At 70.7% G+C, this 23,386-nt stretch carries 28 protein-coding genes and 1 other RNA gene; 11 read left to right on the top strand and 18 right to left on the bottom strand.

Annotated features, from left to right (window positions below; translation table 11 throughout):
• Positions 1-37: 37 nt before the first annotated feature.
• Positions 38-469 (bottom strand): DUF3597 domain-containing protein, encoded by a 432-nt coding sequence (locus tag VGR32_RS04240; RefSeq protein ID WP_327448366.1) that lies wholly within the window; start codon positions 467-469, stop codon positions 38-40.
• Between the two features lie 109 nt (positions 470-578).
• An RNA gene (gene ffs / locus VGR32_RS04235) (signal recognition particle sRNA small type) lies at positions 579-672 on the bottom strand.
• A 57-nt stretch (positions 673-729) separates the two neighbouring features.
• On the opposite strand from ffs, the gene nudC reads away from it, so the two are divergent.
• Entirely contained in the window at positions 730-1,611 is an 882-nt protein-coding gene (gene nudC, locus VGR32_RS04230) for an NAD(+) diphosphatase (RefSeq protein WP_327448364.1), read from the top strand.
• 7 nt (positions 1,612-1,618) lie between these two features.
• Here nudC and VGR32_RS04225 read toward each other — a convergent pair whose 3' ends face one another.
• Together VGR32_RS04225 and VGR32_RS04220 are read right to left on the bottom strand one after the other, a co-directional pair.
• The gene (locus VGR32_RS04225; RefSeq protein ID WP_327448362.1) at positions 1,619-2,053 is read right to left on the bottom strand and encodes a hypothetical protein; all 435 of its coding nucleotides are present in this window, start codon (positions 2,051-2,053) and stop codon (positions 1,619-1,621) included.
• Between the two features lie 79 nt (positions 2,054-2,132).
• A complete protein-coding gene (locus tag VGR32_RS04220) occupies positions 2,133-2,855 on the bottom strand; it encodes a 3-deoxy-manno-octulosonate cytidylyltransferase (RefSeq protein WP_327448360.1) in 723 nt (240 codons plus the stop codon).
• A gap of 129 nt (positions 2,856-2,984) precedes the next feature.
• On the opposite strand from VGR32_RS04220, the gene VGR32_RS04215 reads away from it, so the two are divergent.
• On the top strand, positions 2,985-3,722 hold the full coding sequence (locus tag VGR32_RS04215) for a cytochrome c family protein (RefSeq protein WP_327448358.1): 738 nt from the start codon (positions 2,985-2,987) through the stop codon (positions 3,720-3,722).
• Positions 3,723-3,726: 4 nt separating this feature from the next.
• Here the strand turns inward: VGR32_RS04215 and VGR32_RS04210 are convergent, their stop codons facing one another.
• Positions 3,727-4,518 carry an NlpC/P60 family protein gene (locus tag VGR32_RS04210; RefSeq protein WP_327448356.1) on the bottom strand — a complete coding sequence of 264 codons (792 nt, stop codon included), beginning with the start codon at positions 4,516-4,518 and terminating at the stop codon, positions 3,727-3,729.
• Positions 4,519-4,582: 64 nt separating this feature from the next.
• Positions 4,583-5,968: a leucyl aminopeptidase family protein gene (locus VGR32_RS04205; protein ID WP_327448354.1), complete on the bottom strand. Its 1,386-nt coding sequence runs from the start codon at positions 5,966-5,968 to the stop codon at positions 4,583-4,585.
• 82 nt (positions 5,969-6,050) lie between these two features.
• Between VGR32_RS04205 and VGR32_RS04200 the strand changes: the two genes are divergently transcribed.
• The 6 genes from VGR32_RS04200 to VGR32_RS04175 all read left to right on the top strand — a co-directional run bounded on the left by VGR32_RS04200 (position 6,051) and on the right by VGR32_RS04175 (position 10,569).
• Complete coding sequence (locus VGR32_RS04200; protein ID WP_327448352.1) at positions 6,051-6,815, top strand: hypothetical protein; 765 nt, start codon at positions 6,051-6,053, stop codon at positions 6,813-6,815.
• Positions 6,816-6,852: 37 nt separating this feature from the next.
• Entirely contained in the window at positions 6,853-7,308 is a 456-nt protein-coding gene (locus VGR32_RS04195; protein ID WP_327448351.1) for an iron-sulfur cluster assembly scaffold protein, read from the top strand.
• A gap of 40 nt (positions 7,309-7,348) precedes the next feature.
• Positions 7,349-7,558, top strand: coding sequence for a membrane protein insertion efficiency factor YidD (gene yidD, locus VGR32_RS04190; protein ID WP_327448350.1), 210 nt, complete (start codon positions 7,349-7,351; stop codon positions 7,556-7,558).
• On the top strand, positions 7,555-9,480 hold the full coding sequence (gene thrS, locus VGR32_RS04185) for a threonine--tRNA ligase (protein ID WP_327448349.1): 1,926 nt from the start codon (positions 7,555-7,557) through the stop codon (positions 9,478-9,480). Before yidD ends, thrS begins: the two co-directional genes overlap by 4 nt.
• Before the next feature lie 54 nt (positions 9,481-9,534).
• Entirely contained in the window at positions 9,535-10,239 is a 705-nt protein-coding gene (locus tag VGR32_RS04180; protein WP_327448347.1) for a Crp/Fnr family transcriptional regulator, read from the top strand.
• Positions 10,240-10,302: 63 nt separating this feature from the next.
• Entirely contained in the window at positions 10,303-10,569 is a 267-nt protein-coding gene (locus VGR32_RS04175; RefSeq protein WP_327448345.1) for a hypothetical protein, read from the top strand.
• Between the two features lie 3 nt (positions 10,570-10,572).
• Here VGR32_RS04175 and VGR32_RS04170 read toward each other — a convergent pair whose 3' ends face one another.
• Genes VGR32_RS04170 through VGR32_RS04150 form a run of 5 tightly spaced genes read right to left on the bottom strand, consistent with a single transcriptional unit; the run spans position 10,573 to position 14,094 of the window.
• Positions 10,573-12,633, bottom strand: coding sequence for a glycoside hydrolase family 65 protein (locus VGR32_RS04170; protein WP_327448343.1), 2,061 nt, complete (start codon positions 12,631-12,633; stop codon positions 10,573-10,575).
• Complete coding sequence (locus VGR32_RS04165; protein WP_327448341.1) at positions 12,630-13,040, bottom strand: DUF6766 family protein; 411 nt, start codon at positions 13,038-13,040, stop codon at positions 12,630-12,632. The genes VGR32_RS04170 and VGR32_RS04165 overlap by 4 nt, the downstream gene beginning before the upstream one ends.
• A 9-nt stretch (positions 13,041-13,049) precedes the next feature.
• Complete coding sequence (locus tag VGR32_RS04160; RefSeq protein WP_327448339.1) at positions 13,050-13,217, bottom strand: hypothetical protein; 168 nt, start codon at positions 13,215-13,217, stop codon at positions 13,050-13,052.
• 13 nt (positions 13,218-13,230) lie between these two features.
• The gene (locus VGR32_RS04155; protein ID WP_327448337.1) at positions 13,231-13,539 is read right to left on the bottom strand and encodes a plasmid stabilization protein; all 309 of its coding nucleotides are present in this window, start codon (positions 13,537-13,539) and stop codon (positions 13,231-13,233) included.
• Between the two features lie 15 nt (positions 13,540-13,554).
• Positions 13,555-14,094, bottom strand: coding sequence for a nicotinamide-nucleotide amidohydrolase family protein (locus VGR32_RS04150; RefSeq protein WP_327448335.1), 540 nt, complete (start codon positions 14,092-14,094; stop codon positions 13,555-13,557).
• 300 nt (positions 14,095-14,394) lie between these two features.
• On the opposite strand from VGR32_RS04150, the gene VGR32_RS04145 reads away from it, so the two are divergent.
• Positions 14,395-14,898: a ferritin-like domain-containing protein gene (locus tag VGR32_RS04145; RefSeq protein WP_327448333.1), complete on the top strand. Its 504-nt coding sequence runs from the start codon at positions 14,395-14,397 to the stop codon at positions 14,896-14,898.
• Here VGR32_RS04145 and VGR32_RS04140 read toward each other — a convergent pair whose 3' ends face one another.
• The 7 genes from VGR32_RS04140 to VGR32_RS04110 all read right to left on the bottom strand — a co-directional run bounded on the left by VGR32_RS04140 (position 14,899) and on the right by VGR32_RS04110 (position 21,769).
• Positions 14,899-15,276: a hypothetical protein gene (locus VGR32_RS04140; protein WP_327448332.1), complete on the bottom strand. Its 378-nt coding sequence runs from the start codon at positions 15,274-15,276 to the stop codon at positions 14,899-14,901.
• Positions 15,276-15,659 (bottom strand): hypothetical protein, encoded by a 384-nt coding sequence (locus tag VGR32_RS04135; RefSeq protein ID WP_327448330.1) that lies wholly within the window; start codon positions 15,657-15,659, stop codon positions 15,276-15,278. The genes VGR32_RS04140 and VGR32_RS04135 overlap by 1 nt, the downstream gene beginning before the upstream one ends.
• An 80-nt stretch (positions 15,660-15,739) precedes the next feature.
• The gene (locus VGR32_RS04130) at positions 15,740-16,249 is read right to left on the bottom strand and encodes a hypothetical protein (protein WP_327448328.1); all 510 of its coding nucleotides are present in this window, start codon (positions 16,247-16,249) and stop codon (positions 15,740-15,742) included.
• Positions 16,250-16,362: 113 nt separating this feature from the next.
• Positions 16,363-17,760, bottom strand: coding sequence for a dihydrolipoyl dehydrogenase (gene lpdA / locus VGR32_RS04125; RefSeq protein ID WP_327448326.1), 1,398 nt, complete (start codon positions 17,758-17,760; stop codon positions 16,363-16,365).
• 3 nt (positions 17,761-17,763) lie between these two features.
• Positions 17,764-19,407: a 2-oxo acid dehydrogenase subunit E2 gene (locus VGR32_RS04120; RefSeq protein ID WP_327448324.1), complete on the bottom strand. Its 1,644-nt coding sequence runs from the start codon at positions 19,405-19,407 to the stop codon at positions 17,764-17,766.
• Positions 19,407-20,474, bottom strand: a complete 1,068-nt coding sequence (locus tag VGR32_RS04115) for an alpha-ketoacid dehydrogenase subunit beta (RefSeq protein ID WP_349255943.1) — start codon at positions 20,472-20,474, stop codon at positions 19,407-19,409. The genes VGR32_RS04120 and VGR32_RS04115 overlap by 1 nt, the downstream gene beginning before the upstream one ends.
• 59 nt (positions 20,475-20,533) lie before the next feature.
• On the bottom strand, positions 20,534-21,769 hold the full coding sequence (locus VGR32_RS04110) for a 3-methyl-2-oxobutanoate dehydrogenase (2-methylpropanoyl-transferring) subunit alpha (RefSeq protein ID WP_327448320.1): 1,236 nt from the start codon (positions 21,767-21,769) through the stop codon (positions 20,534-20,536).
• A 145-nt stretch (positions 21,770-21,914) separates the two neighbouring features.
• Between VGR32_RS04110 and VGR32_RS04105 the strand changes: the two genes are divergently transcribed.
• Both VGR32_RS04105 and VGR32_RS04100 read left to right on the top strand, forming a co-directional pair.
• Positions 21,915-22,403: an Lrp/AsnC family transcriptional regulator gene (locus VGR32_RS04105; RefSeq protein WP_327448318.1), complete on the top strand. Its 489-nt coding sequence runs from the start codon at positions 21,915-21,917 to the stop codon at positions 22,401-22,403.
• Positions 22,404-22,437: 34 nt separating this feature from the next.
• A complete protein-coding gene (locus VGR32_RS04100; protein ID WP_327448316.1) occupies positions 22,438-23,373 on the top strand; it encodes a pirin family protein in 936 nt (311 codons plus the stop codon).
• Positions 23,374-23,386: the final 13 nt, after the last annotated feature.

The following is a 23,386-nucleotide window of genomic DNA, read 5'->3' as shown; positions in this document are numbered from 1 at the left end:
CGCGCCGCGCATCCCCCCTGCGAAGCGAAGCGGTGGATCAGTCGGTCAGGTCGCGGATCTGGCCGCCGTCGGCGCGGATGCGTTCCAGCACCTTTTTGTGCAGCCACATGTTCATGGCGGCGGTGTCCGACTTGTCGCCGTCATAACCCAGCTCGTCGGCCAGCTCGCGGCGCTCGTCCAGCGTCGAATCCATGCCGGTCAGCTTCATCAGGTCGACGATGGAGGTGCGCCAGTTCAGCTTCTGGTCGCGCTGGTCGTTCATGAAGTCGAGGATGCCGTCGACGTCCACGGGCTGGGCGGCGGCGTGCGGCTGGGGCGCCGTGGCCGCGCCGGCGTCGATCGTGGAGGGCGCGGGCTTCGGCGCGGGCGCGGGCGCCGACGTCGGCGTCGCCGTCCGGTCCGGCTTGTGACCGGGGCCGGCCTTGGCGCGCTCCCAGATCGGGCCGAGGATTTTTCCGAGAATGCTCATGGGTCGCTCCTTCCGCTGTGCGGGAAGGAAGGAGCGAACGCGCGCGAGGTTCCGCACTGCCCTCAAGCAGCGAGCGCCCGCGGGGCGAGCGGCAGGGCCAAAAAGGAAAGGAGGTGGAGACCGCGACCCGAAGGGGAATTCGTTGTGGCTGCTGCCTTCCGGCCCTGACCAGGTTGGCGAAGCCTTCGCCCGCGATCTCCGCGAGGACATATGCGATTTCGCGGTCGCGGACGCAAGCGGGGCCACGCTATTCAGGCGGCATGAGCGACGCGCCCTCGAACATCTTCGCCGGAAATCCGCTGGACCGGGCTGGCGACCGCCGCAACGATCCGGCCTTCCTCGCGCGGATGGCGGCCCATCCGGAAGCGCTGGCGATGCGCTGCGACGCGGCCGGGCCGGTGGTCGAGGACGGCCCCGAGGGGCCGCGGCTGGCCTGGACGCCGCTGGACGTCTCGCGGCCTGGCACCGTTGGCGAAGCGGTCTTTCTGGGACTCTGGAAGGATGCCCCGGCGTTCGCCGTGGAGGCGCCCGACGGCGGAACGCCGCTGCGCGAGGCGGCCATGGCGCTGTCCCCCGCCGACGCGGCCATGGCGGGGGCGGCCAAGAGTCTGTTCGACTGGCGGCGGCGGCACCGGTTCTGTTCCAACTGCGGCGCGGCGACCGACCCGGCGGCCGGGGGGTGGAAGCGCGTCTGTCCGTCGTGCGCGGCCGAGCATTTCCCGCGCGTCGACCCGGTCTGCATCATGCTGCCGGTGTTTCAGGACCGCTGCTTCGTGGCGCGCGGGCCGACGTGGCCGGCCGGACGGATGTCTGCGCCCGCCGGATTCATCGAGCCGGGCGAGACGATCGAGGAGGCGTGCGCGCGGGAGCTGTTCGAGGAGGCGGGGCTGAAGGTGACGCGCGTGCGGCACCACTCCAGCCAGCCGTGGCCGTTCCCTTCGCAGCTGATGATCGGCCTGGTCTGCGCCGTGGAGAACGACGCGGTCACGCTGGATCCGGCCGAACTGGCCGAGAGCGCGTGGCTGACGCGTCAGGAGGCGGCCGACGCCCTGGCCGGCCGCCATCCGACGGTGATCGCGCCTCCGCCCGTCGCCATCGCCCGGACGCTGATCCGGGCGTGGGTCGACGGGTTCGAGGCCTGAGCGGGGCTCAGTTGCCGGCGTTGTAGGAGCGGACGCCCCAGTGGCAGTTGGCCGAGCAGGTCGCCATCTGCACCTCGAAGGTGTAGCGGCCGCCCGAACCGGCCGGGATCACCACCATGGGGGCGTCGTCGTCCTCGAAGTCCGAGCCGACGTCGTTCCCCGAAGCGTCGCGCACGACGAGGTCCAGATCCGAGCAGCCCTCGTCGCAGGCGCCGATGACGATGTAGGCGGCGTTGGCCGAGACGTTGAAGGTGCCGGTGGTCGAGCCGCCTTCCGACAGGCGGCCGGTCGCGCGGCTGGCGGCGGAGATGCCGAACTCGCCTTCCAGCTGGCCGAAGATGTAGTCGACCAGGGCTGCGCCGGTGGCGTCCTGGGCGGATGCGGCGCCGGCGGCGCCGGTCAGGGCGAGCGCGGCGACGGCGGCGGCGGCAAAGCGAAGCATGTGTGTCCCTCCGATGAGGAGCCTTTCATGCGCCGCCCCGGGCGCCGGCGCAAATGACGGAGTCTGACTGCGTGGGATTTCAGACCAGCGCCCGCGCGGCCTCGAGGTCGGCGGGATTGTCGATCGACAGCGGAGGGGCGTCGACGACCGCCGCCCAGAGGGACAGGCCGAGCTCCATCGCGCGCAGCTGCTCCAGCTTTTCCCGGCGCTCCAGCGGCGACGGCGGCGCGGCGCAGAACCGCTCCAGCGCCGCGCGGCGGTAGCCGTAGATGCCGACGTGGCGCCAGACGGGTCCGTCGCCGTACAGGGTCGAGCGGGTGAAGTAGAGGGCGCGGCCGTGACGTTCGCCGGGCTCCATGGCCAGTACGGCCTTGACCACGTCCGGGTTGGACCGGTCCGAGACGTCGGCCTCGGGCGCCACCAGCGTGGCCACGTCGCAGTCCGGCTGGCCGTGCAGCAGGGCGGCGCAGGCGGTCGCCAGCCCGGGGTCGGCGAATGGCATGTCGCCCTGCAGGTTGATGACGGCGTCGTGGCGCCCTTCCGGGTCCAGGGCGTGAAGCGCGGCCATGATGCGGTCCGACCCCGACGGCAGGCCGGGATCGGTCAGCACCGCCACCCCGCCCGCATCGGTCACGACCTCGACGATTTCCGGGTCGCCGGCGGCGACGGCGACGGGCAGGCCGGAGGCGGCCGCCTGCCGCCATGCGCGCACGATCATGGGCGTGCCGCCGATGTCGGCCAGCGGCTTGTCCGGCAGGCGGGTGGCGGCCATCCGGGCCGGGATGATGACGAGCGGGTTCATGGCGGAGTCTCCCCGCGGGCCGGTTGCGAAGGGCGCGCTACCGTGTCAGAGACGCCCACGCAAGGCGAGGCCGCCCGCGCACCCGCGCGCGCGGTCTGGCGTCATCAAGACATGGGATGCGACGACGCGATGAGCGGCGACCTGAAGTGGAACAAGATCATGGGCGCCGGCCTGGCGACCGCCTTCGTGATCATCGGCGTGCAGCAGGTGACGGGCGCGATCTATCACTCCGAGCCCCCCGAAAAGATGGGCTATTTCGTCGACGCGCCTGAAGAGGCGGCGGCCGGCGGCGCGGCCGAGGCCCTGCCGATCGACTGGGGCACCGTGCTTCCGACCGCCGATCTGGCCGCGGGCGAAGCCGCCTTCGCGCGCTGCAAGGCGTGCCACTCGATCGCCTCGGGGGGACCCGACGGCATCGGTCCGAACCTGTTCGGCGTGGTCGGCGGGCCGGTCATGCACCGCGCAGGCTTCGCCTATTCCGACGCCATGGCCGCGCACAAGGCCGAGGCCCCGACCTGGGGCTACGACCAGCTCGACGCCTTCATCACCGCGCCGGCGCGCTACGTCCCCGGCACCAAGATGTCGTTCGCCGGCCTGCGCGACGAAGAGACGCGCGTGAACCTGATCGCCTACCTGCGCAGCCAGGGCTCGGGCGGCTTCGCCATTCCGGCGCCGGATCCCGCGCGTCAGGCCGGCGCGACCGCCGCTCCGGCGGCCGACGCGGCGGCTCCGGTCGAAGGCGCCGCGGCCACGGGCGCGACCACCGGCGCCCCCGTCGCCGGCGGCGGCGCGGCTCCGACGGCCGAGACGGCTCCGGTCGCGCCTCCGCCGACCGACGCCGCCCCCGCCAACACCGGCGAGCGCTAGTAGCTCAAGAAATCCGACGGAACGCCGGCGCGCCGAAACCCTCGGCGCGCTGGTGCGCGTCCACCTCCGCGATCGGCTCGATCACCACGGATCCGGCGCGACCGGAGGCGTGAATGACGGTGGCGGCGTCGACGGCGACGGCCGCGTGACCGCTCCAGCCGGGGCCGCCCTTCGAATGAAGCCACACGACCAGGTCGCCGCGGCGCAAATCCCCTTGCGTGATCGCCCGCCCCAGTTCGGCCTGTCCGTCGGCATAGCGCGGCGCAGCACGGCCGCAGGCGATCAGGCAAGTCTGGACCAGACCGGCGCAGTCCGTGCCGCCGTCCGAGCGCCCGCCCAGGCGATGCGGCCGACCCAGCAGGCGTGCGGCCACGGTCGGGAGGTCCCGCTCGAACTCGCCGATCGGCATCAGGGGCACGTCGCCGACGGGATCCCGACCGGAATCGATCACCGCATTGAGCGGCAGGCGGCCCCCGACCGACGCCACGCGATGCGTCGGGGTTCCGGCCCCGGCGGTCAGGGCGTCGGCGGCGATCCAGCCGACGACGCCGTCGCGGCGGCACTGGCCCCAGGCGCGCGCGCCGTCGTGCGCCAGCACGTCGAACGCCTCCCCGTGAAGCAGCTGGCTGATCAGGTTTCCGTCGTCGTCCAGAAGGTCGGCCACCGCCGCCGCGCCGCGCATGGGTTCCGTCGCGCGATACGCCGGCGCGCGCACGATCCCCTCCAGCGCCGCGGCGGCGAGGTGGGGTCGCGCGGGCAGGAAGCGCGGGTCCGGGCTGTGGAGATCGTGCGGCAAACGTCGGGTCCGGTTCGTCGCCGATCCTGACGCGGAAGGCCGAAAGGGCCGTTAACGCCCGCCGTCAGCCCTGTGGAAATCTGCGCTGCAGCATGTCGAAGGCGGCGCGGACGCCCTGGGCCTCGGCGCCTTCCGGCCAGCCAGGGCGCGCGCGGGGATTCCATGCGAACACGTCCAGATGCGCCCACGACCCCGTCGCCGGCGCGAAGCGTTGCAGGAACAGGGCCGCCGTGACCGAGCCGGCCTGCGCCCACGCCGCGGAATCGTTGCGCAGGTCGGCGATCTCGGCCTCCACCGACGACCGGTATCCCGGCCAGAGCGGCATGCGCCACAGCGGATCGCCGACGCGGGCCGACGCCGTCATCAGGTCGGCGGCCAGCGTCTCGTCGTCGGTGTAGAGCGGCGGCAGCTCCGGACCGAGCGCGACGCGCGCCGCGCCGGTCAGGGTGGCGAAGTCCAGCGTCAGGTCCGGCCTGTGCTCGCCCGCGCGGGTCAGGGCGTCGGACAGGATCAGCCGCCCCTCGGCGTCGGTGTTGCCGACCTCCACCGTCAGCCCCTTGCGGGTCTGCAGCACGTCGCCGGGGCGGAAGGCGTCGCCGGAGATGGCGTTCTCCACCGCCGCCACCAGCACCACCAGCCGCACCGGCAGGTTCGCGCCCATGATCAGCTCGGCGAGGCCGAGGACGTGGGCGGCGCCGCCCATGTCCTTCTTCATGTTGCGCATGCCGGCCGCGGGCTTGATGTCCAGTCCGCCCGAATCGAAGGCGACCCCCTTGCCGACGAGGGCGACGAGCGGCCGGTCCTCGGCGTCGAGGTTCCAGCCGAGCTCGATCAGACGCGGCGCGCGATGCGGCGCCGCAGCCCGGCCGACGGCGTGCACGGCCGGATAGTTCGCCTCCAGCAAGGCGTCGCCGGCGACGACGGCGATCGAGGCGCCGCCGGCCTGCGCCACCTCGCGGGCCTCGGCCTCGATTTCGGCCGGGCCCATGTCGGCGGCCGGGGTGTCGACCATGCGGCGCACGCGGAAACAGGCGTCGGCGACGGCCTGCGTGGCCGCCGGATCGAGGTCTTCAGGGACGGCCAGCCGCGGACGCGGCGCCGACTTCGCCCTGTAGCGGTCGAACCGGTACGCCCCGAGCGCGAAGGCGAGCGCCAGCGCGTTCGCTTCTGCCGCGTGCCAACCCTCCAGCCGCCAGTCGCCCGCCGGAAGCTTCGCCGTCAGGGGCCGGCCCGCCATCGGATCCACGTCCCCCTCACCGACCCCGAGGAGGGCGTGGTCGGGCGTGCCGCTGGAACCGGGAACGATCAACACCTGCCCCGGTTTGCCCGTGAAGTCGTTCGCGGCGGCCCAGGCCGCGGCGGCGCCTTCGAGCCCCTTGACGCCCCGCGCGGGGCGCACGGGCAGGGCGGCGTCTGAAGAGGTGATCAGGACGTCTGCGGCGGCGATCATGCGGGGCTCCGGGCGAGCGAGCGTTAACGGTCCCTTGACGCGGCGGCGCGATTCTCGACGCCACGCCGAACGGACGTCGATCATGTCGCGCACCCTCCTGCTCGCCGCAACCGCCCTGACCCTGATGGCCGCGCCCGCGCTGGCCCAGCAACAGGCCGCCGCCCCGGCGCCCGCCGAGGTCCGGGCGAGCTATGACCGCATGGACCCGCTGAGCCGCAGCCTGTTCTGGTCGCAGGAATTCGAGAAGAATCCGGCCGACGCGCAGGCGGGCGCCGCCCTGCCCCGCTCGCTGCGGGAATTGGGCCGGCATCAGGAGGCGGCCGAGGCCGCAGAGCGCGCGCTGGTGGTCCAGCCCGACAACGTCGAGGTGCTGCTGGAGGCGGGGCGGGCCCACATCGCGCGCGGACAGGCCTTCTACGGCATCGCGCATCTGGAACGGGCGGCCCGGCTGGCGCCGCGCGACTGGCGGCCCCATTCGCTGCTGGGCGTCGCCTTTGAGCAGACGCGGCGGCCGGAAGACGCCGCGGCGGCGTGGGCCCAGGGCCTGGCCCTGTCGCCGGAAAATCCCGCCATCCTGACCAACATGGCCATGGGTCCCATGATGGGCGGGGACCTGGCGACCGCCGAGACCTATCTGCGCCGCGCGGCCGCCCATCCGGACGCCGGCCTCCAGGTGCGTCAGAACCTGGCGCTGGTCCTGGGGCTGAAGGGCGAGCTCGGCGAGGCCGAACGCATGCTGCGCCGCGACCTGCCGCCCGAAATGGCCGACGCCAACCTGGCCTGGATCCGGCAGCGCTCGGCGGGCGGAACCGGCGCCGGCGGCCGGACGTGGGGTTCGCTGCAGTAGGCTCGCCCGCGGGGCCGCGAGACCCTATGTTCCGCCCATGATCGACGAGATCTATTCCAGGGACGTCCTGCGGCTGGCCGCGGACCTGCCACACGCGGGCCGGCTGGACCGTCCGCACGGCACGGGCGAACGCACGGCGAAGCTGTGCGGATCGCGCGCCGTCGTCGACGTGACGCTGGACGCCGACGGGAGGGTCTCGGACTTCGCCCAGGACGTGAAGGCCTGCGCCCTGGGCCAGGCGGCGGCCTCGATCGTCGGGGGGCACGCGCGGGGGGCGACGCTGACGGAAGCGCAGGCGGCCCGCGACGCCATGCGGGACATGCTGAAGGCGGGCGGCGACGGTCCGACGGGCCGTTTCGACGGGTTGCGCCTGTTGAAGCCTGTGGCCGACTATCCGGCGCGGCACGCGTCCAGCATGGTCGCCATCGAGGCCCTGTGCGACGCCGTCACGGCGGCGCTGGAGGCGCGAACTCTCCGGGCCGGCGCGGCCTGAGCCCGTGTCCGGCCGGACCCTGTACGAAGGCGGCGTTCGCTTGGCGCATCGCGCCTACAAGCTGACCTTCAGCCTGATCTTCGGGCAGCAGTGCCGGTTCCTGCCGACCTGCTCCGACTATGCCCGCGACGCCCTGATCCTGCACGGACCGGCGCGCGGGGGATGGCTGACGGTGCGCCGCCTGTGTAAGTGCCATCCGTGGGGAGGGTCGGGGTACGACCCGGTGCCTCCGAAGAAGACAGCAGAATGATCAACCTGAAATTTCCCGACGGCGCGGTGCGCCAGTTTCCCGCCGGCACGACGGCCCGCGACGTGGCCGCCTCCATCTCGCCGTCGCTGGCCAAGAAGGCCCTGCTGGCCGAACTGAACGGCGAGCAGCGCGACATGTCGCGCGAGCTGGAGACCGGCGGCGACTTCCGCCTGATCATGCGCGACGATCCGGAGGCGCTGTACACCATCCGCCACGACACGGCGCACGTGCTGGCCGAGGCGGTGCAGAAGCTGTTCCCCGGCACGCAGGTGACCATCGGCCCGGCCATCGAGGACGGCTTCTACTACGACTTCTTCCGGGAGGAGCCGTTCTCGACCGACGACTTCGCCGCCATCGAAAAGGAGATGGGGCGCATCGTGGACCGCGACGCGAAGTTCGAGCGCGAGGTCTGGGACCGGAACGACGCGATCAGGTTCTTCGAAGGCAAGGGCGAGAAGTTCAAGGCAGAGCTGATCCGCGACCTGCCCGAGGACCAGACGATCACGCTGTACAAGCAGGGCGACTGGATCGACCTGTGCCGCGGTCCGCATTTCCCCTCGACCCGCCACGTCGGCAAGGCCTTCAAGCTGACCAAGTTGGCCGGCGCCTACTGGCGCGGCGACAGCAAACGCGAGCAGCTGCAGCGCATCTACGGTACCGCCTGGGCGACGAAAGAGGACCTGGACGCCCACCTGCAGCGGCTGGAAGAGGCCGAGAAGCGCGACCACCGCAGGCTGGGCCGGGCCATGAACCTGTTCCACATGCAGGAGGAAGGCCGCGGCATGGTCTTCTGGCACCCCAAGGGCTGGGTGCTGTGGCGGGTGATCGAGGCCTACATGCGCCGCCGGCTGGACGCCGCCGGCTATGTCGAGGTCAAGACGCCGCAGGTTCTGGACCGGAAGTTCTGGGAGGCCTCGGGCCACTGGGAGAAGTACCGGCCCAACATGTTCGTCTGCGAAACGGTGGAAGGGGAGGAGCTGTCCCTGAAGCCGATGAACTGCCCGGGCCACGTGCAGATCTTCGACCAGGGCCAGCGGTCGTACCGCGAGCTGCCGTTGCGCATGGCGGAGTTCGGGGCGTGTCACCGCTATGAGCCGTCCGGATCGCTGCACGGTTTGATGCGCGTGCGCGGCTTCGTTCAGGACGACGCCCACATCTTCTGTCGCGAGGACCAGATCGTCGACGAGACGGCGCGGTTCATCGAGCTGGCCCGCAGCGTCCACGCCGACCTCGGCATGGAGACGGCCTACATCAGCCTGGGCACGCGGCCGGAGACGCGCGCGGGCTCCGATGAGTTCTGGGACAAGGCCGAGGCCCTGATGGCCGAGGCGGCGCGCGCCGCCGGGACCGAACCGGTGATCACGCCGGGCGACGGCGCCTTCTACGCGCCCAAGCTGGACTTCATCGTCAAGGACGCCATCGGCCGCGAGTGGACCTGCGGCACCATCCAGCTCGACTACGTCCTGCCGGAACGGCTGGGAGCGGAGTACGTCGGCGAGGACGGGCAGAAGCACCGCCCCGTGATGCTGCACCGGGCCATCCTGGGCAGCTTCGAGCGGTTCATCGGCATCATGATCGAGAACTACGCAGGGGCCTTCCCGCTGTGGTTGGCGCCCGTCCAGGCCGTGGTGGCGACCATCGTGTCCGAAGCTGATCCGTATGCGGAGGACGTGGCGGCGAGGTTCCGCGCCGCGGGCCTGCGCGTAGAAACGGACCTGCGCAACGAGAAGGTCGGGTACAAGGTGCGCGAGCACTCGGTGGCCAAGGTGCCGGTCATTGCGGTGGTCGGGCGGCAGGAAGCCGAGCGGGGCGAGGTCGCGATTCGCCGTCTGGGCAGCCAGGCGCAGGAGGTGGTGTCGGTCGACGAGGCCATCCGCATCCTGACGGACGAGGCGACGCCGCCGGACCTGAAGCGCGCCTGACCCAAGCGTCGGGTGCCTGACGCAGCCAAGCGCGGCCGTTGGCGTTGAAGCGGGATGGACCTCCCAGCCGAGAACCGATTCATCGCCGCGCTCGATCCCGAGGACGCGGCCGCGCTGCGCCCCCTGCTGCGGCGGGCGCAGCTACGGCTGGAACAGGTCGTCATCGAACAGGACACGCCGGTCCGGGAGGTCCATTTCCCGATCGACGCCCAGTTCGCCAACCTGATCCGCTTCACCGACGGCTCGACCGTCGAGACGGCGGTGATCGGGTTCGAGGGCCTGACGGGGCTGGCCCCGTTCATGGCCGACCGGCCCTGCGGCTGGGAGGTGGGCTGCCGGGCGCCGGGGACGGCCTGGATCGCCGAGGCGACGGCGTTGCGGGCGCTGGCGGAGAGCCGGCCGGAGCTCATGCGACGCCTGCACGACCTGACCGACTTCTATCAGGCCCAGGCGGCGCAGACGGCCGCCTGCAACGCCCGGCATTCCGTGCCCGCGCGCGTGGCCCGCTGGCTGCTGACGGCGCGCGACCTGTCGCCAGTCGACACGCTGCACTTCCGGCAGGAGGAACTGGCGCGGCTGGTCGGCGCACGTCGTTCCACCGTCAGCGAGGCTGCGACGCTGCTGAGACGACGCAAGCTGATCGCCTATGCGCGCGGCGCGATCCGGATCGTCGACCGCACGGGGCTGGAGGCCGCCGCCTGCGAATGCCACGCCATCCTGCGGCAGCGGCTGGAATCCATCGTCGGCCCGGCCCGGTGAACGCGATCGGGAACCCGTGCGAGGCAAGCCGCGCTCCCCTTTCATCACAACAAGGAGCGAACCATGACCCTGCGCGTCTATGAAGTGACGCTGGGCCGCGACGGCCAGACACGCACCGTCCGCGTGCCGTCGGAGACCGACGTCCAGGCCACCGACGCCGCCATGCCGCTGGCCCTGCCGGGCGAAAGCGTGATGTCCGTCAAGGAAGTCGACGACTACACGGGGCAGGACGACCTGCAAGGCGTCCCCCCGAAGTCGCAGGCGGCCGAGCTTGCGGACGTCACGCCGGGCGCCGCGGCCAGCCGCGCAGGCACGGCACCCTTCACGTGAAGTTCAGGCCGGGCTGAGTTCGGCGCGTTCACCGTGGCGCGCGACCAGCTTCCAGGGCTCGCCGCGGATCCACAGCCGATCGCACTCGATCGCGGTCCAGCCCGCGGGCAGCACGACGCGGTCCTGCGCCCACGTCGACGGGTCGGCGTCCGTGATCTTCAGCCTCGGCATACCGGTCAGCAATCCGCTGACGAAACCGCCGATGTTGGCGAAGAAGGGCCCCGAGGCGACGCCGTCGATCCTGTCGAGGCGGTACTCCAGCGTCTGGGCGAACCGGCCCATCTGATATTTCGCGTAGCCCTCGTCGAGGAGCTTCAGCGACAGGTCGCGGTCGCCGGTCCAGGCAGCCCACGTCCCGTACAGGGCCGCAAGCATCGGCGAACCGACGTAGTCGCGCCAGTGCTTGAGATAGAACTCCAGCGTGCGCTCACGCGTCGTCGGGTCGAGGTCGGCCCAGTAGGGAAAGATCGCCATCAGGGATCCCGGCGTGGCGCCTTTCGGTTCGTCGACGCGGAAGTCGGCGTGCGAGGCGATCGCGCCGTCCGAGCGGATCACGGGCCGCAGCCCGTCGGCGACCTCGGTCCAGCGCGCCGGGGCGACGCGCTCCAGCTGGGCGGCAGCGCGCACGGCGCGCCGCAGAACGACCTGCGCGGCCAAGGTCGTGAGGGCGTCGGCGTCGATGAAGCCCGGATTCTCGGCAGGCCCGCCCAGCTCCTCGAAGCGGAAGCCTTCCCGCGTCGCAGTCACCCGGTCGGCGATCCAGTCGCAGACGCCCTCAAGCACCGGCCATGCCTGCTCCGCGAGGAAGCCGGCGTCGCCGGTGGCGTCGGCGTGGAGAGCGAAGGCGCGGGCCACGTGCATGTTGACGTGCACCTCTCGCACCGCGGCCGAGCCGGCGCCGGGACTTGTCTCCTCGCCCGCCCGGGGCCCGCTCTCCCAAGGAAACTGAAGTCCCGCCCGACCCTGCATCCGGGCGTTCATCCGCGCGGCGGGCAGGCATCGTGTGCGGTACTCCAGCATCGCCCGCGCCGCGTCCGGCTGCAGCAGGCTGAGCGGCGGCGCCCCGAAGGCGTCGACGTCCCACATCACGTGGCCGAAATAGTAGTGGTAGTCGATCCACGTCGCGAGGCCGTAGATCGAGGTCGAGGACGGCGACGATCTGTGAACGGACGAGTTCAGGTAGAAGAGGCCCGCGTCGGCCAGCGCCTGCCATCTCTCGTCGGCGCCTTGGAGCCGGATGCGGCCTTTCCAGAGCTCGCCCCATGCGGCCCGGTTGCGGCGGCGCAATTCGTCGAAGCCGAGCTCCGCCCTGTGGGCGACCAGACGCAGGGCCTGACGCTGGGGCTGGGCGTGCATGACGTCCGGCACGAGGGAGACCAGGCGATCGACCACGACCGGACGGGCGCCGCGGGGAAAGCTCCACGTGGTCGACAGGGGTCCGTGCTCATCCCACGGCTCCTGCGTGCGCTCGGCCTGATCGCGGGCCGTGGTCGCCAGCGAAAGGCCCAGCCGGCCCAGGCCACCTTCCGATTCCCACAACAGGGTTCCGTCCGCCGCAGGGTCCGGCTCGCCGGGCGTGTCGAGACGGCGCTCCAGAGACCGTCCGCGCAGACCGGTCACCGACACGCGCGGGCGCACCTGGATCTTCCGGCTTCCTTCCGGCGTCACCCGGATGCGTTCGCAGACGAGGGTGGGATGGCTGCGGCTGCAGAAGGCCGTGGTTTCGACCACGGCGGCGGCCTCTCCGACGCGAAGGCGGACGCGTGTCGTCAATTCGGCCGTGGCGAAGTCGTACGTCTGGTCCGGGGGTTCGACGGCGGCGGCCTGATCGGAGGCCCAGAGACCGTCCAGCGAGACGTCGAGCCCGAGCGGAAAGGGTCCCGCGGCGGCCGCCTCGATGCGGCGCTCATGGTGTTCGCCGACGAAGCCCGACACGATGCACAGGCCCGGCGTCAGAGGATCCTCGCGCACGCGCAGGCCGATCAGGCCGTTCGACAGGTAGGCCGGCAGGTCGGCCCCGCGCGGTCCCCGGGCGGGCGGCGGAGAGATGGGCCCGGACGTCATGCGCCGCGCGCGTAGGGCGGCTCCTGATGGATGTCGGCATGGCCGCCGCGCCGCAGGTGCGTCTCGTCGATCTCGTTCACCAGTTCCAGGCCCCGCTCCTTTCCGACCAGTTCAAGCAGGGCGTCGATCTTCGCCTCCAGCCGGTCGTCGTTCTCCTTGGAGGAGGGCGAGCCGACGTAAAGGAAGTAGGCCAGGCCGACGACCTGCCACAGCAGCTGCAGGAACTCCGACTGCCAGTTTTCGAAGGTGTCGCGCCCCATTTCGGTGAGGTAGGCGGCCACCTCGGGCGTCTGTCCGTGGTCGCGCGCCTGGTCGACGAAGGCATTCCAGCCGAAGAACCAGTGCAGGCCGAACGACACGGCGAAGAACAGGAGGGTCAGCCAGGCGTAGGCGTAGCGTTTCAGCATGGCGGGCTCCTAGTCGTGGCCGGGCATGCCCTTGGACGGATCGTCCGAAGGCGTGTTCGGGTCCAGCCGATCGTTGCGCTTGCCGGTCCGCATGCGGGCCCAGATGAAGGCGATGAGCAGCGCGAGGGGGCCAAGGACCACCACGACGAGCCAGGGGGCGTTCTGCAAACTGTCCATGATCATCCTCTCGTCAGGCCTGGCCGGCCCTGCGCCGGCGCGTTTCCCAACCTTTTTTCGCGGCCGCGGAACGGTCGGCCTTCGATCGTGAAGCCGAAGCGGCGCCGCCCTTGCGACCCCCCTTGTGGGCCGACGGATTTCCGGTGCGCCTGCCCCGCCCGGAACCGGACCTCTTGCCCCCGCCGTCGTCCTTGTTGACGGTGGCCCAGGCCCGGCGCTCGGCTTCTTTCTCCGCGACGCCGCGGTCCTCGTAGCCCTCCGCGATGTGCTCGGCCTTGCGGCGTTGCTTGTCGGTGTAGGCGGACTTGTCGCCTCCGGGCATGTGAAACTCCTTGCGTCAGGCGGCCGCGCGGGCGCCCGCGTTCAGGCTCATTTCGATCAGGTCGAGCACGCATTTCAGGCAGGACAGGCGCACCGCGTCCCGGCCGATCGCGCCGAAGTGGGCCTCGCGGGTCTCCGTCGCGCGCCCTTCGCGGGCGAGCGCGAAGTGGACCAAGCCTTCCTCGTCGTCGGGCCCGCCGGGTCCGGCGAAGCCCGTGATCGACACGGCGAGATCGGCGCTCGAGCCCTTCAGCGCGCCCTCGGCCATGGCGACCGCGCAGGCGCGCGAAACCGCGCCGTCGGCTTCCAGAATGCCGGCCGGCACGCCCAGGACGCGGCGCTTGGCGTCGTCGGAATAGGTGACGAAGCCGCATGTCAGGACGTGCGACACGCCCTCGACGCCGGCCATGGCGGCGGAAGCCAGGCCGCCGGTGCAGCTTTCGGCCAGGGCCACGGTCAGGTCGGCCTCATCCAGCCGCGTCAGTATCTCCTCGAGCCGTCGCGCCGTCGCCTCCGGCAGGGCCGAGGTCAGGCCTGTCTGTGGATCCTGCGTCATCTCGCGGAACCGCCCCGATCACATAGAAGCCGCGCTCGACCAGCGCGGCGATGAGGTCGGTGAGATCGCGGGAGGGCATCGGCCCTCCCGCCGGGTAGGGCGGTCGGCAGCTGCCCTTTTCCTGAAATCCTGGGTCATGTGGAAAACTCCTCCGACCCAGCAACGGCACGGCTTTGCGGGCGGTTCCTGTGCCGATTTCCGACTTTCCGATCACGATTTCGGGCGCGCCGGGCAGGCGCGAAACCCCGGCGCGCGCGAGCCATTTCAGCGGCTCACCCCAGGCTCAACGGAGTGCCGACCATGGCCGAGAAGACGCTGGACGACCTGTTCCACGACACCCTGCGCGACATCTACTATGCCGAGCGCAAGATCCTGAAGTCGCTGCCCCGGATGGCCCGCGCGGCCCAGGCTCCCGAGCTGAAGGCCGCGTTCGAGAAGCACCGCGACCAGACCGAGGGTCAGATCGAACGGCTGCAGCGGGTGTTCGAGATCATCGGCAAGACGCCGCGTGGGAAGACCTGCCCGGCGATCGACGGCATCCTGGACGAGGGCGACGAGATCGCCGAGGAGTACAAGGACACGGCGGCCCTGGACGCTGGCCTGCTGGCCGCTGCCCAGGCCGTCGAACACTATGAAATCACGCGCTACGGCACGCTGAAGCGCTGGGCCACGGTGCTGGGCCTGGACGAAGCCGTCCGGCTGCTGGACGAAACCCTGCAGGAAGAGTCGCAGACCGACGAGGATCTGACGACGATCGCCGACGCCGCGGTCAACGCCGAGGCGATGCGGCCCAAGGCGGCCTGATCAGCCGTCGAACGACAGGCTGGTGAACTTGCCGTCCACGCGCCCGCCGATGCCGGCCTTCACGGTGCGCCCGGAGGAGAAGTCCACTTCGTAGATTTCCCGCCGGGCGTCTCCCTCGCCCTCATGGTCGACGAGACGCATCTCGGTGATCGCGCCGAACATCTGCAGCGCCTGACCCACTTCCCACAGCTGCTCTTCGCAAAGGGGGACGAAGTCGGGCGCGAGGTGCGCGGGGTCGCACGTGCCCTCGGCCAGACCCGTGATGATGGACTGGAGAGGGACGCGGAACTGACCGTCCGTCGCGGGATCCTGCGCCGCGGCGGCGCCCGCGCCGAACAGGGCGGCGGCGAGGGCGACGGCGGCGGCCGGCGTGCGCATCAGCGGCCGGTGCCGGCGGAGCTGAAGCGGCCGTCGGCGCCGCGGTCGCCGATGAACCAGACCAGCGTCGGGCCGGCGTCATAGGTCACCTCGTAACGCTCGACCTTCGCCGCGCCTTCACCCTCCGCGCTCACCAGCACCATGGAGGAGATGCCGCCCAGCGACTGCAGTGCGGGGGCCATCTGGCCGATCTGGCTTTCGCAGGCCTCGAGCAGTCCGTCGGCCATGACGTCGGCGGGGCAGACGCCCTGGGTGGTCTCGGTCAGCATCTTGGTCAGGGCGGCGCGGTACTCGCCGTCCTTGGCGGGATCCTGGGCGGAGGCGGCGCCGGAGGTCAGGACGACGGCCGCGATGGAGGCGAGGGCGGCGAGGGCGAGGCGCATCAAGGGAACTCCGGGGATTGAGCCCCGAGGATGCGGCCCCGCCGGCCACCTCACAAGTGAAACCGCGGTAAGGTGCGCGTTCAGCGCGGCGCGGCGGCGCGTGGAGCGGCCGTCGGAGAAGCCAGGCCCGTCTCGCCGCGTCCCATCAGCCGCCAGTCCTCGACGACGTAGCCCTCTTCGGCCAGGCATGCGCTCATGGCGGCGGTGATCTCGCGTTCCTTGTGAGCGCGCTGCATTCGCGACACGCCGAACATGGCCAGGGGCGCGAAGACGACCAGTCCGGCGGCGAGGCCGACGCCGCCTGCGACGCCCGCCAGCATGCCCGCGCCGGAGGCCGCCGAGGCCCCCGTCACCAGGGCCGCGGCGCCGCCCAGCGCCAGCCCTCGCGCGGCCGACCCGCCGCGGCCCTCGCGGAAATTCTCGCGGCGGCCGGCCGCCACCTCCGCGCCGCACACGTCGAACGCCGCCTGGAAGGCCGCGGCGTCCTCGGGCGGAACGGACATGACGGGGGCGAAACCTCGGGGCGTGGAGGCGCAAGCCACCAGGGCGCCCACGGCGACCAGCGCGGTCGCGGTGCGGACGAGCTTCATGATCGCGGCCTCCCCGCCGCGACGATCAGCCTACAGACATTCGGGCGAAGCGGAAGAGCCTACGCCGAACGCCCTCAAGCAGCGAGCGACCGCGTCGCGAGCGGCAGGGCCGTTTAAATGTGGATCGCGTGGCCGAGCGCGCGCAGGGACGCTTCGTGGAACGCCTCGCCCAGCGTGGGATGCACGTGGATGACGCCGGCGACATCTTCCAGAATCGCGCCCATCTCCAGCATCTGGGCGAAGCTGTTGGACATCTCGGAAACGTGCTGGCCGACGGCCTGGACGCCCAGCAGGCGGTGGTCGGCCTTCGACGCGATCACGCGCACGAAGCCGCCGTCCTCGCCCGCCTCGATGGCGAGCGCCCGGCCGATGGCGGACAGGGGGAAGACGGCCTGGATGACGTCGTCGCGCCCCTCGACGTCCTGCGGGCCGAGACCGGCCGAGACGATCTCCGGCTCGGTGAAGCAGACGGCGGCGATGGTGACCGGATCGAAGCGCCTGTCATGTCCTGCGATGATTTCGGCCACGACCTCGCCCTGTGCCGAGCCCTTGTGGGCCAGCATGGGTTCGCCGGTCAGGTCGCCGACGGCCCAGACGTTCTTCATCGAGGTGGCGCAGCGCTCGTCGATCTTCACGAACGGCCCGGCCATGGCCACGCCCATGTTTTCCAGCCCCCAGCCCTTGGTGCGGGGGCGGCGGCCGACGGTGACCAGCACCTTGTCGGCCTTCAGCTTGACCGCTTGGCCGTCCTTGTCGGTGACGTTCAGCGCGCCCTTCTCGAACCCGCCTGCCTTCGCGCCGAGCATCAGGACGACGCCGTGCTTCTCCATCCACTTGGCGACGGGATCGGTCAGGGCCTTGTCGTAGAGCGGCAGGATGCGGTCGGCCATCTCGACCACCGTCACCTCGGCGCCCAGCTTGCGGTAGGCGATGCCGAGTTCCAGCCCGATGTAGCCGCCGCCGACGACGACCAGCCTGCCCGGGACCTTGTCCAGCGACAGGGCCTCGGTGGAGGAGATGACGTCGCCGCCGAACGGCAGGAAGGGCAGTTCGACCGGCTCCGATCCCGTGGCCAGGATGACGTGCTCGGCGGTGATGACGACCTCGCCCTCGGCTGTCGTCACCGTGCAGGTCTTGGCGTCGCTGAACGTCGCCCAGCCGTTCACGACCTTCACCTTGGCCTTCTTCAGCAGGGCCGCGACGCCGCCGTTCAGCTTTTTGACGATGCCGTCCTTCCACGCGACCGTGGCCTTCAGGTCGATGGCCGGCTTCGACGCCGTGATGCCCAGGGTGCCGCCGTCGGCGGCCTTGGCGACCGTCTCGAACTTGTTCGCCGCATGAATCACCGCCTTGGACGGAATGCAGCCCACGTTCAGGCACGTCCCGCCCAGCCCATCGCCGCCGTCCACCAGCACGGTGTCCAGCCCCAGCTGACCGCAACGGATGCCCGCGACATAGCCGCCGGTGCCGGCGCCGATGATGAGGACTTTGGTCTCAATCTGCTCAGCCATTCGTCAGTTCATCCACAGCGTCGCCGGGTGCTCCAGCAGGCCCTTGATCCGCTGCACGAAAACCGCCGCGTCGTGGCCGTCGACGATGCGGTGATCGAAGGACGAGGACAGGTTCATCATCTTGCGCACGACCATCTGGCCGTCGCGCACCACGACCCGTTCCTGGATCTTGTTGGGGCCGACGATGGCGACTTCGGGGTGGTTGATGATGGGCGTGTGCGTGATGCCGCCCAGCGTGCCCAGCGAGGTGATGGTGATGGTCGAGCCGGACAGCTCCTCGCGGCTGGCCTTGCCGGACTTGGCGGCGCCGGAGACGCGGGCGATCTCCTCGGCCGTGTCGTACGGATCGCGCGCCTCGGCGTGGCGGACCACCGGGACCATCAGGCCGTTCGGCGTCTGGGCGGCGATGCCCAGGTGAACCGCATTGTGGGTGGTCAGCACCCCGGCCTCGTCGTCGTACCAGCTGTTGATGGTCGGCTGATCGCGCAGAGCCACCACGATGGCACGGGCGATGAAGGGCAGGACGTTCAGCTTCGGCCTGCCGGTCGTCTTCGCCTGCGCGTTCAGATGGGCGCGCAGCTCCTCCAGCGCCGTGACGTCGATCTCTTCGACATAGGTGATGTGCGGGATGCGGCGGACGCTCTCGGCCATCTTCTCCGCGATCTTGCGGCGCAGGCCGATGATGCGGGTTTCGGTCGTGCCTTCGGCCTTGGCATAGGTCGAGCCGGCTGATCCTCCGGACGCGGACGATCCGCGCCCGCCCGAGGCCACATAGGCGTCCAGATCGCCGTGCTCGATGCGGCCGGCCGGGCCCGAGCCGGGGACGTACTGCAGCTCGATGCCCAGGTCACGTGCGCGGTTGCGGACGGCGGGGGACGCCAGCGGGCGCTGGCCGGCGACGCGGGTGGTGAAGGCTTCGGCTTGCGGCTTCGACGAGGGCTGTGCTGCCGGAGCGGCGGCCTTGGCGTCTGGAGCCGGAGCGAGTTCGGACTTCGGGGCCGGCGCGGGGGCCGGAGTGGGCGCCAACGCCGACACGTTGCCCTTGCCCTCGACCTTGAAGCTGACCAGCGGGCCGCCGACGGCGACCTGCTGGCCCGCCTCGCCGTGCGTCGCCACGACGAGGCCGGAGACGGGCGAGGTGATCTCCACCGTCGCCTTGTCGGTCATGACGTCGGCCAGGATCTGGTCCTCCGACACCGTGTCGCCGACCTTGACGTGCCAGCCCACCAGCTCGGCCTCGGCCGTGCCTTCGCCGACGTCGGGCAGCTTGAAGACGTAGTTGGCGCCCGAGGCCGGCTGTGCCGCCGTGGCCGCGGCGGGCTTCGGCGTCTCGACCAGAGCCGGCGCGGCTTCGACCTTCGGTGCGGGGGCCGGCGCCGGTTCGTCGGCGGACGCATTGCCCGCGCCCTCGACCTCGAACTCCACCAGCGGGCCGCGCACGGGGATCATCTGGCCGGGCTCGCCGTGGATGGCCGTGACCTTGCCCGAGACGGGGGCGGTGATCTCCACCGTCGCCTTGTCGGTCATGACGTCGGCGACGATCTGGTCCTCGGCGACCACGTCGCCGACCTTGACGTGCCAGCCGACCAGCTCGGCCTCGGCGGTGCCTTCGCCCACGTCCGGCAGTTTGAAGACGAAACGACCCATCAGCGGCCCCCGCTCATCGTGACTTCCAGGGCGTCGGCCACGCGTTGCGGGCCGGGGAAGTATTCCCACTCGAAGGCATGGGGGTAGGGCGTGTCCCAGCCGGTGACGCGCGCGATCGGGGCTTCCAGCCAATGGAAGCAGCGCTCCTGCACCAGGGCCGACAGCTCGGCGCCGAACCCGGACGTCTTCGGCGCCTCATGCACGATGACGCAGCGGCCGGTCTTCTTCACCGAGGCCTCGATGGTCTCGATGTCCAGCGGGACGAGGGTGCGCAGGTCGATCACCTCGGCGTCCACCCCGGCGTGGTCGGCGCCCGCCAAGGAGACCCAGACCATGGTGCCGTAGCACAGAATGGTGACGTCGTTCCCCTCGCGCATGACCCGCGCCTTGCCGATCGGCTCGACGTACTTGCCGGTCGGGACCTGGGCCAGCTCCTGCGCCTTCCACGGGGACACCGGCTTCTCGTGCCAGCCGTCGAAGGGGCCGTTGTAGAGGCGCTTGGGCTCGAAGAAGACGACCGGATCGTCGTCCTCGATCGCCGCGGTCAGCAGGCCCTTGGCGTCGTAGGGGTTGGACGGGATGACGACCTTCAGCCCCGCGATGTGGGTGAACAGGCTCTCCGGCGACTGGCTGTGCGTCTGGCCGCCGAAGATGCCGCCGCCGTAGGGGCTGCGGATGGTGATCGGCGAGGTGAACTGCCCGCCCGAGCGGTAGCGCATCTTGGCCGCTTCGGAGACGATCTGGTCGTAGGCCGGATAGATGTAGTCGGCGAACTGGATCTCCACGACCGGACGGATCCCGTAGGCGCCCATGCCGATGGCGGCGGCGACGATGCCGCATTCGCTGATCGGGGCGTCGAAGCTGCGCGTCAGGCCGTGCTTCTTCTGCAGGTGATCGGTGACGCGGAAGACGCCGCCGAAATAGCCCGCGTCCTCGCCGAACGACAGGACGTCCGGGTCCTCCGACATCTTCACGTCCAGCGCCGAGTTCAGCGCCTGGATCATGTTCATTGGCTGGACGCCGGCGTTCGGCGCGGCGGATTTCGGCGCGTTGTTCGCATCGACCATGTCGGGCTCGACGCCGTCAGCGCGGTCGGCGTCGGTGAAGACAGCATTGTCGCTCATGCTCAGACTCCCACCTCGCGGCGCTGCTCGACCAGGCGCCAGTCCTCGGTGGCGTAGACCTCCTCGAACATGGTCTTCACCGACGGGCGCGACTGGCCCAGCGTGCCGATCGCCTCGGACTCCTTGCCCGCCGCGCGGACCTGTTCGACGGCGTCCTTCTCCGCCTCTTCCTGCTGCGCGTCGGACCACTCGCCGAGCTGGATCAGATGCTGCTTCAGGCGTTCGACCGGATCGCCGAGCGGCCACTTCTCGTGCTCGTCGCCGGGGCGGTAGCGGCTGGGGTCGTCGGACGTGGAGTGCGGGGCGCCGCGATAGGTGAACAGCTCGATCACCGTCGCGCCCTGGTTCGTCCGTGCCCGTTCCTCGGCCCACTGGGTCGCCGCCCAGACGGCCAGGAAGTCGTTGCCGTCGACCCGCAGCGCCGGCAGGCCATAGCCGATGGCCTTGGACGCGAAGGTCGTCTCCAGCCCGCCGGCGATGCCCATGAAGGACGAGATGGCCCACTGGTTGTTGACGACGTTCAGGATCACCGGAGCGCGGTAGACGGCGGCGAAGGTCAGGGCGTTGTGGAAGTCGCCCTCCGCCGTGGCGCCGTCGCCGATCCAGCTGATGGCGATCTTGTCGTCGCCCTTGTAGGCGCTGGCCATGGCCCAGCCGACGGCCTGCGGCACCTGGGTGCCGAGGTTCCCCGAGATGGTGAAGAACCCGTACGCCTTCGACGAGTACATGATCGGCAGCTGGCGACCTTTGATCGGGTCCGCCGCGTTCGAATAGATCTGGTTCATCATCTCGGCGAGCGGATAGCCGCGCGCGATCAGCAGGCCTTGCTGGCGATAGGTCGGGAAGCCCATGTCCTCGCGGCTCAGGATCATGCCCTGGGCCACCGCGATGGCCTCTTCCCCCGTGCACTTCATGTAGAAGCTGGTCTTGCCCTGACGGTGGGCGCGATGCATCCGGTCGTCGAAGGCGCGGGTCAGGATCATGGCCCTCAGGCCCCTGCGCAGGGTCTCCGGATCCAGCTTCGGGTCCCACGGACCGACGGCGCGGCCCTGATCGTCCAGCACGCGCACCAGCTTGAAGGCGTGGTCGCGCATGTCGAACGGCGCGGTCGACACCGCGGGGCGGTCGACGGCGCCCGGTGCGTCCAGCTTGATGTGGCTGAAGTCCGGGGCGTCGCCGGGGCGGCCCGAGGGCTCGGGCACGCGCAGGCTCAGCGCCGGGGCATTTGGCTTCTTCATCATCGATCCCGTTCGGTTGATCCGACCGCGTTTCCTCGAACTTGCATTAGCACGGGGGCGCGCGGGAAGGCTCGCTCAAATCCGACTTGCATATCGGCTTTTGACGCTATTTCATTGCGCTGAATCAGCAATCGGAGAAACAACCTTGGCGGAAGAGCTCGACGCCATCGACGCCCGCATCCTGGACATCCTGCAGCACGACGCGGGACTGTCGGTGGCGGAGGTGGCGGACCGCGTCGGCCTGTCGGCCTCGCCGTGCTGGCGGCGGATCAAGCGCCTGGAGGATCAGGGCCTGATCGTGAAGCGGGTGACCCTGCTGGACGCCGTTCAGCTGGGTCTGGACTTCGAGGTCTACGCCATCGTCAAGCTGAACCTGCCGTCCACCGAGAATCTGGAGCGGTTCGAGGCGGCCGTCGCCGGCTGGCCCGAGGTCGTCCAGTGCGCCACCATCACGGGGCGCGAGGACTATGTGCTGCGCATCGTCACCAGCGACATGCACGCCTTCGACAAGTTCCTGCGCGAGAAGCTGCTGGCGCTCGGCATCGTCTCGGACTGCGAGAGCCACATCGTCACGCGCGGGGTGAAGAACGTGACCACCCTGCCGCTGGGCATCGTCACGCCGCACGTGCAATAGTCCCGGTTACGGTTCGAGCGAAGGGGGCTTCGACATGATCGAGATGGTGATCCAGGCCCGGAAGAAGGATCTGGGCGGGTTCGAGGTGGGGCGCATCCTGCCGTTCCACGCGCGGCGCATGGTCGGGCCCTTCATCTTCCTGGACCAGATGGGACCGGCGGAGTTCGCGCCGGGCAGCGAGGCCATCAACGTGCGGCCGCATCCGCACATCGGCCTGTCGACCCTGACCTATCTGTTCGAAGGCGAGATCATGCACCGGGACAACACCGGCGCGACCCAAGCCATTCGGCCCGGCGAGGTGAACTGGATGACCGCCGGCAGCGGCATCGTGCACTCGGAACGGACCGATCCCCTGAAGCGCAGCACGGGCGGCGCCATGCACGGCATGCAGGCGTGGATCGCCCTGCCGGAACATCTGGAAGAGACCACGCCGGCGTTCCACCACCACGGGGAGGGCGACCAGCCCACCTATGAGAACCAGGGCCTGTTCGCGCGGCTGGTGGCCGGCGAGGCCTATGGCGCGAAGGCCGGCGTGCCGACTTCGTCGCCGCTGTTCTACGTCCACTGGGAAATGGACGCCGACGTCCGCACCGCGCCGCCCCCTGGCACGGGCGCCGGCGGCATGGCGGAGCGGGCCCTGTACGTCGCCAGGGGCGAGATCGAGGTCGGCGACCGCACCTTCGGCGAAGGGCAGATGATCGTGCTGGAGCCGCACGCGGAGCCCACGGTGCGCGCGCTGCGCCCGTCCACCGTCATGGTGCTGGGCGGCGAGAGCGTGGGGCCGCGGCACATCTGGTGGAACTTCGTCCACTCGAAGCAGGAGCGCATCGAGCAGGCCAAGGCCGACTGGAAGGCCGGGCGCATGTCCCTCCCCACCGAGGACGATCACGAGTTCATCCCCCTGCCCGACGTGCCGTCGACGCCGGAACCGGCCCCTGACGTGAAGCCGGATCAGACGCACCCGGTGTGACGCGGCCTTGAAC

Source organism: Brevundimonas sp., from assembly GCF_035935935.1.
Classification (GTDB): Bacteria; Pseudomonadota; Alphaproteobacteria; order Caulobacterales; family Caulobacteraceae; genus Brevundimonas.
The sequence above is the reverse complement of the archived record's forward strand: the minus strand, read 5'-3'. Positions and strand labels throughout refer to the sequence as shown.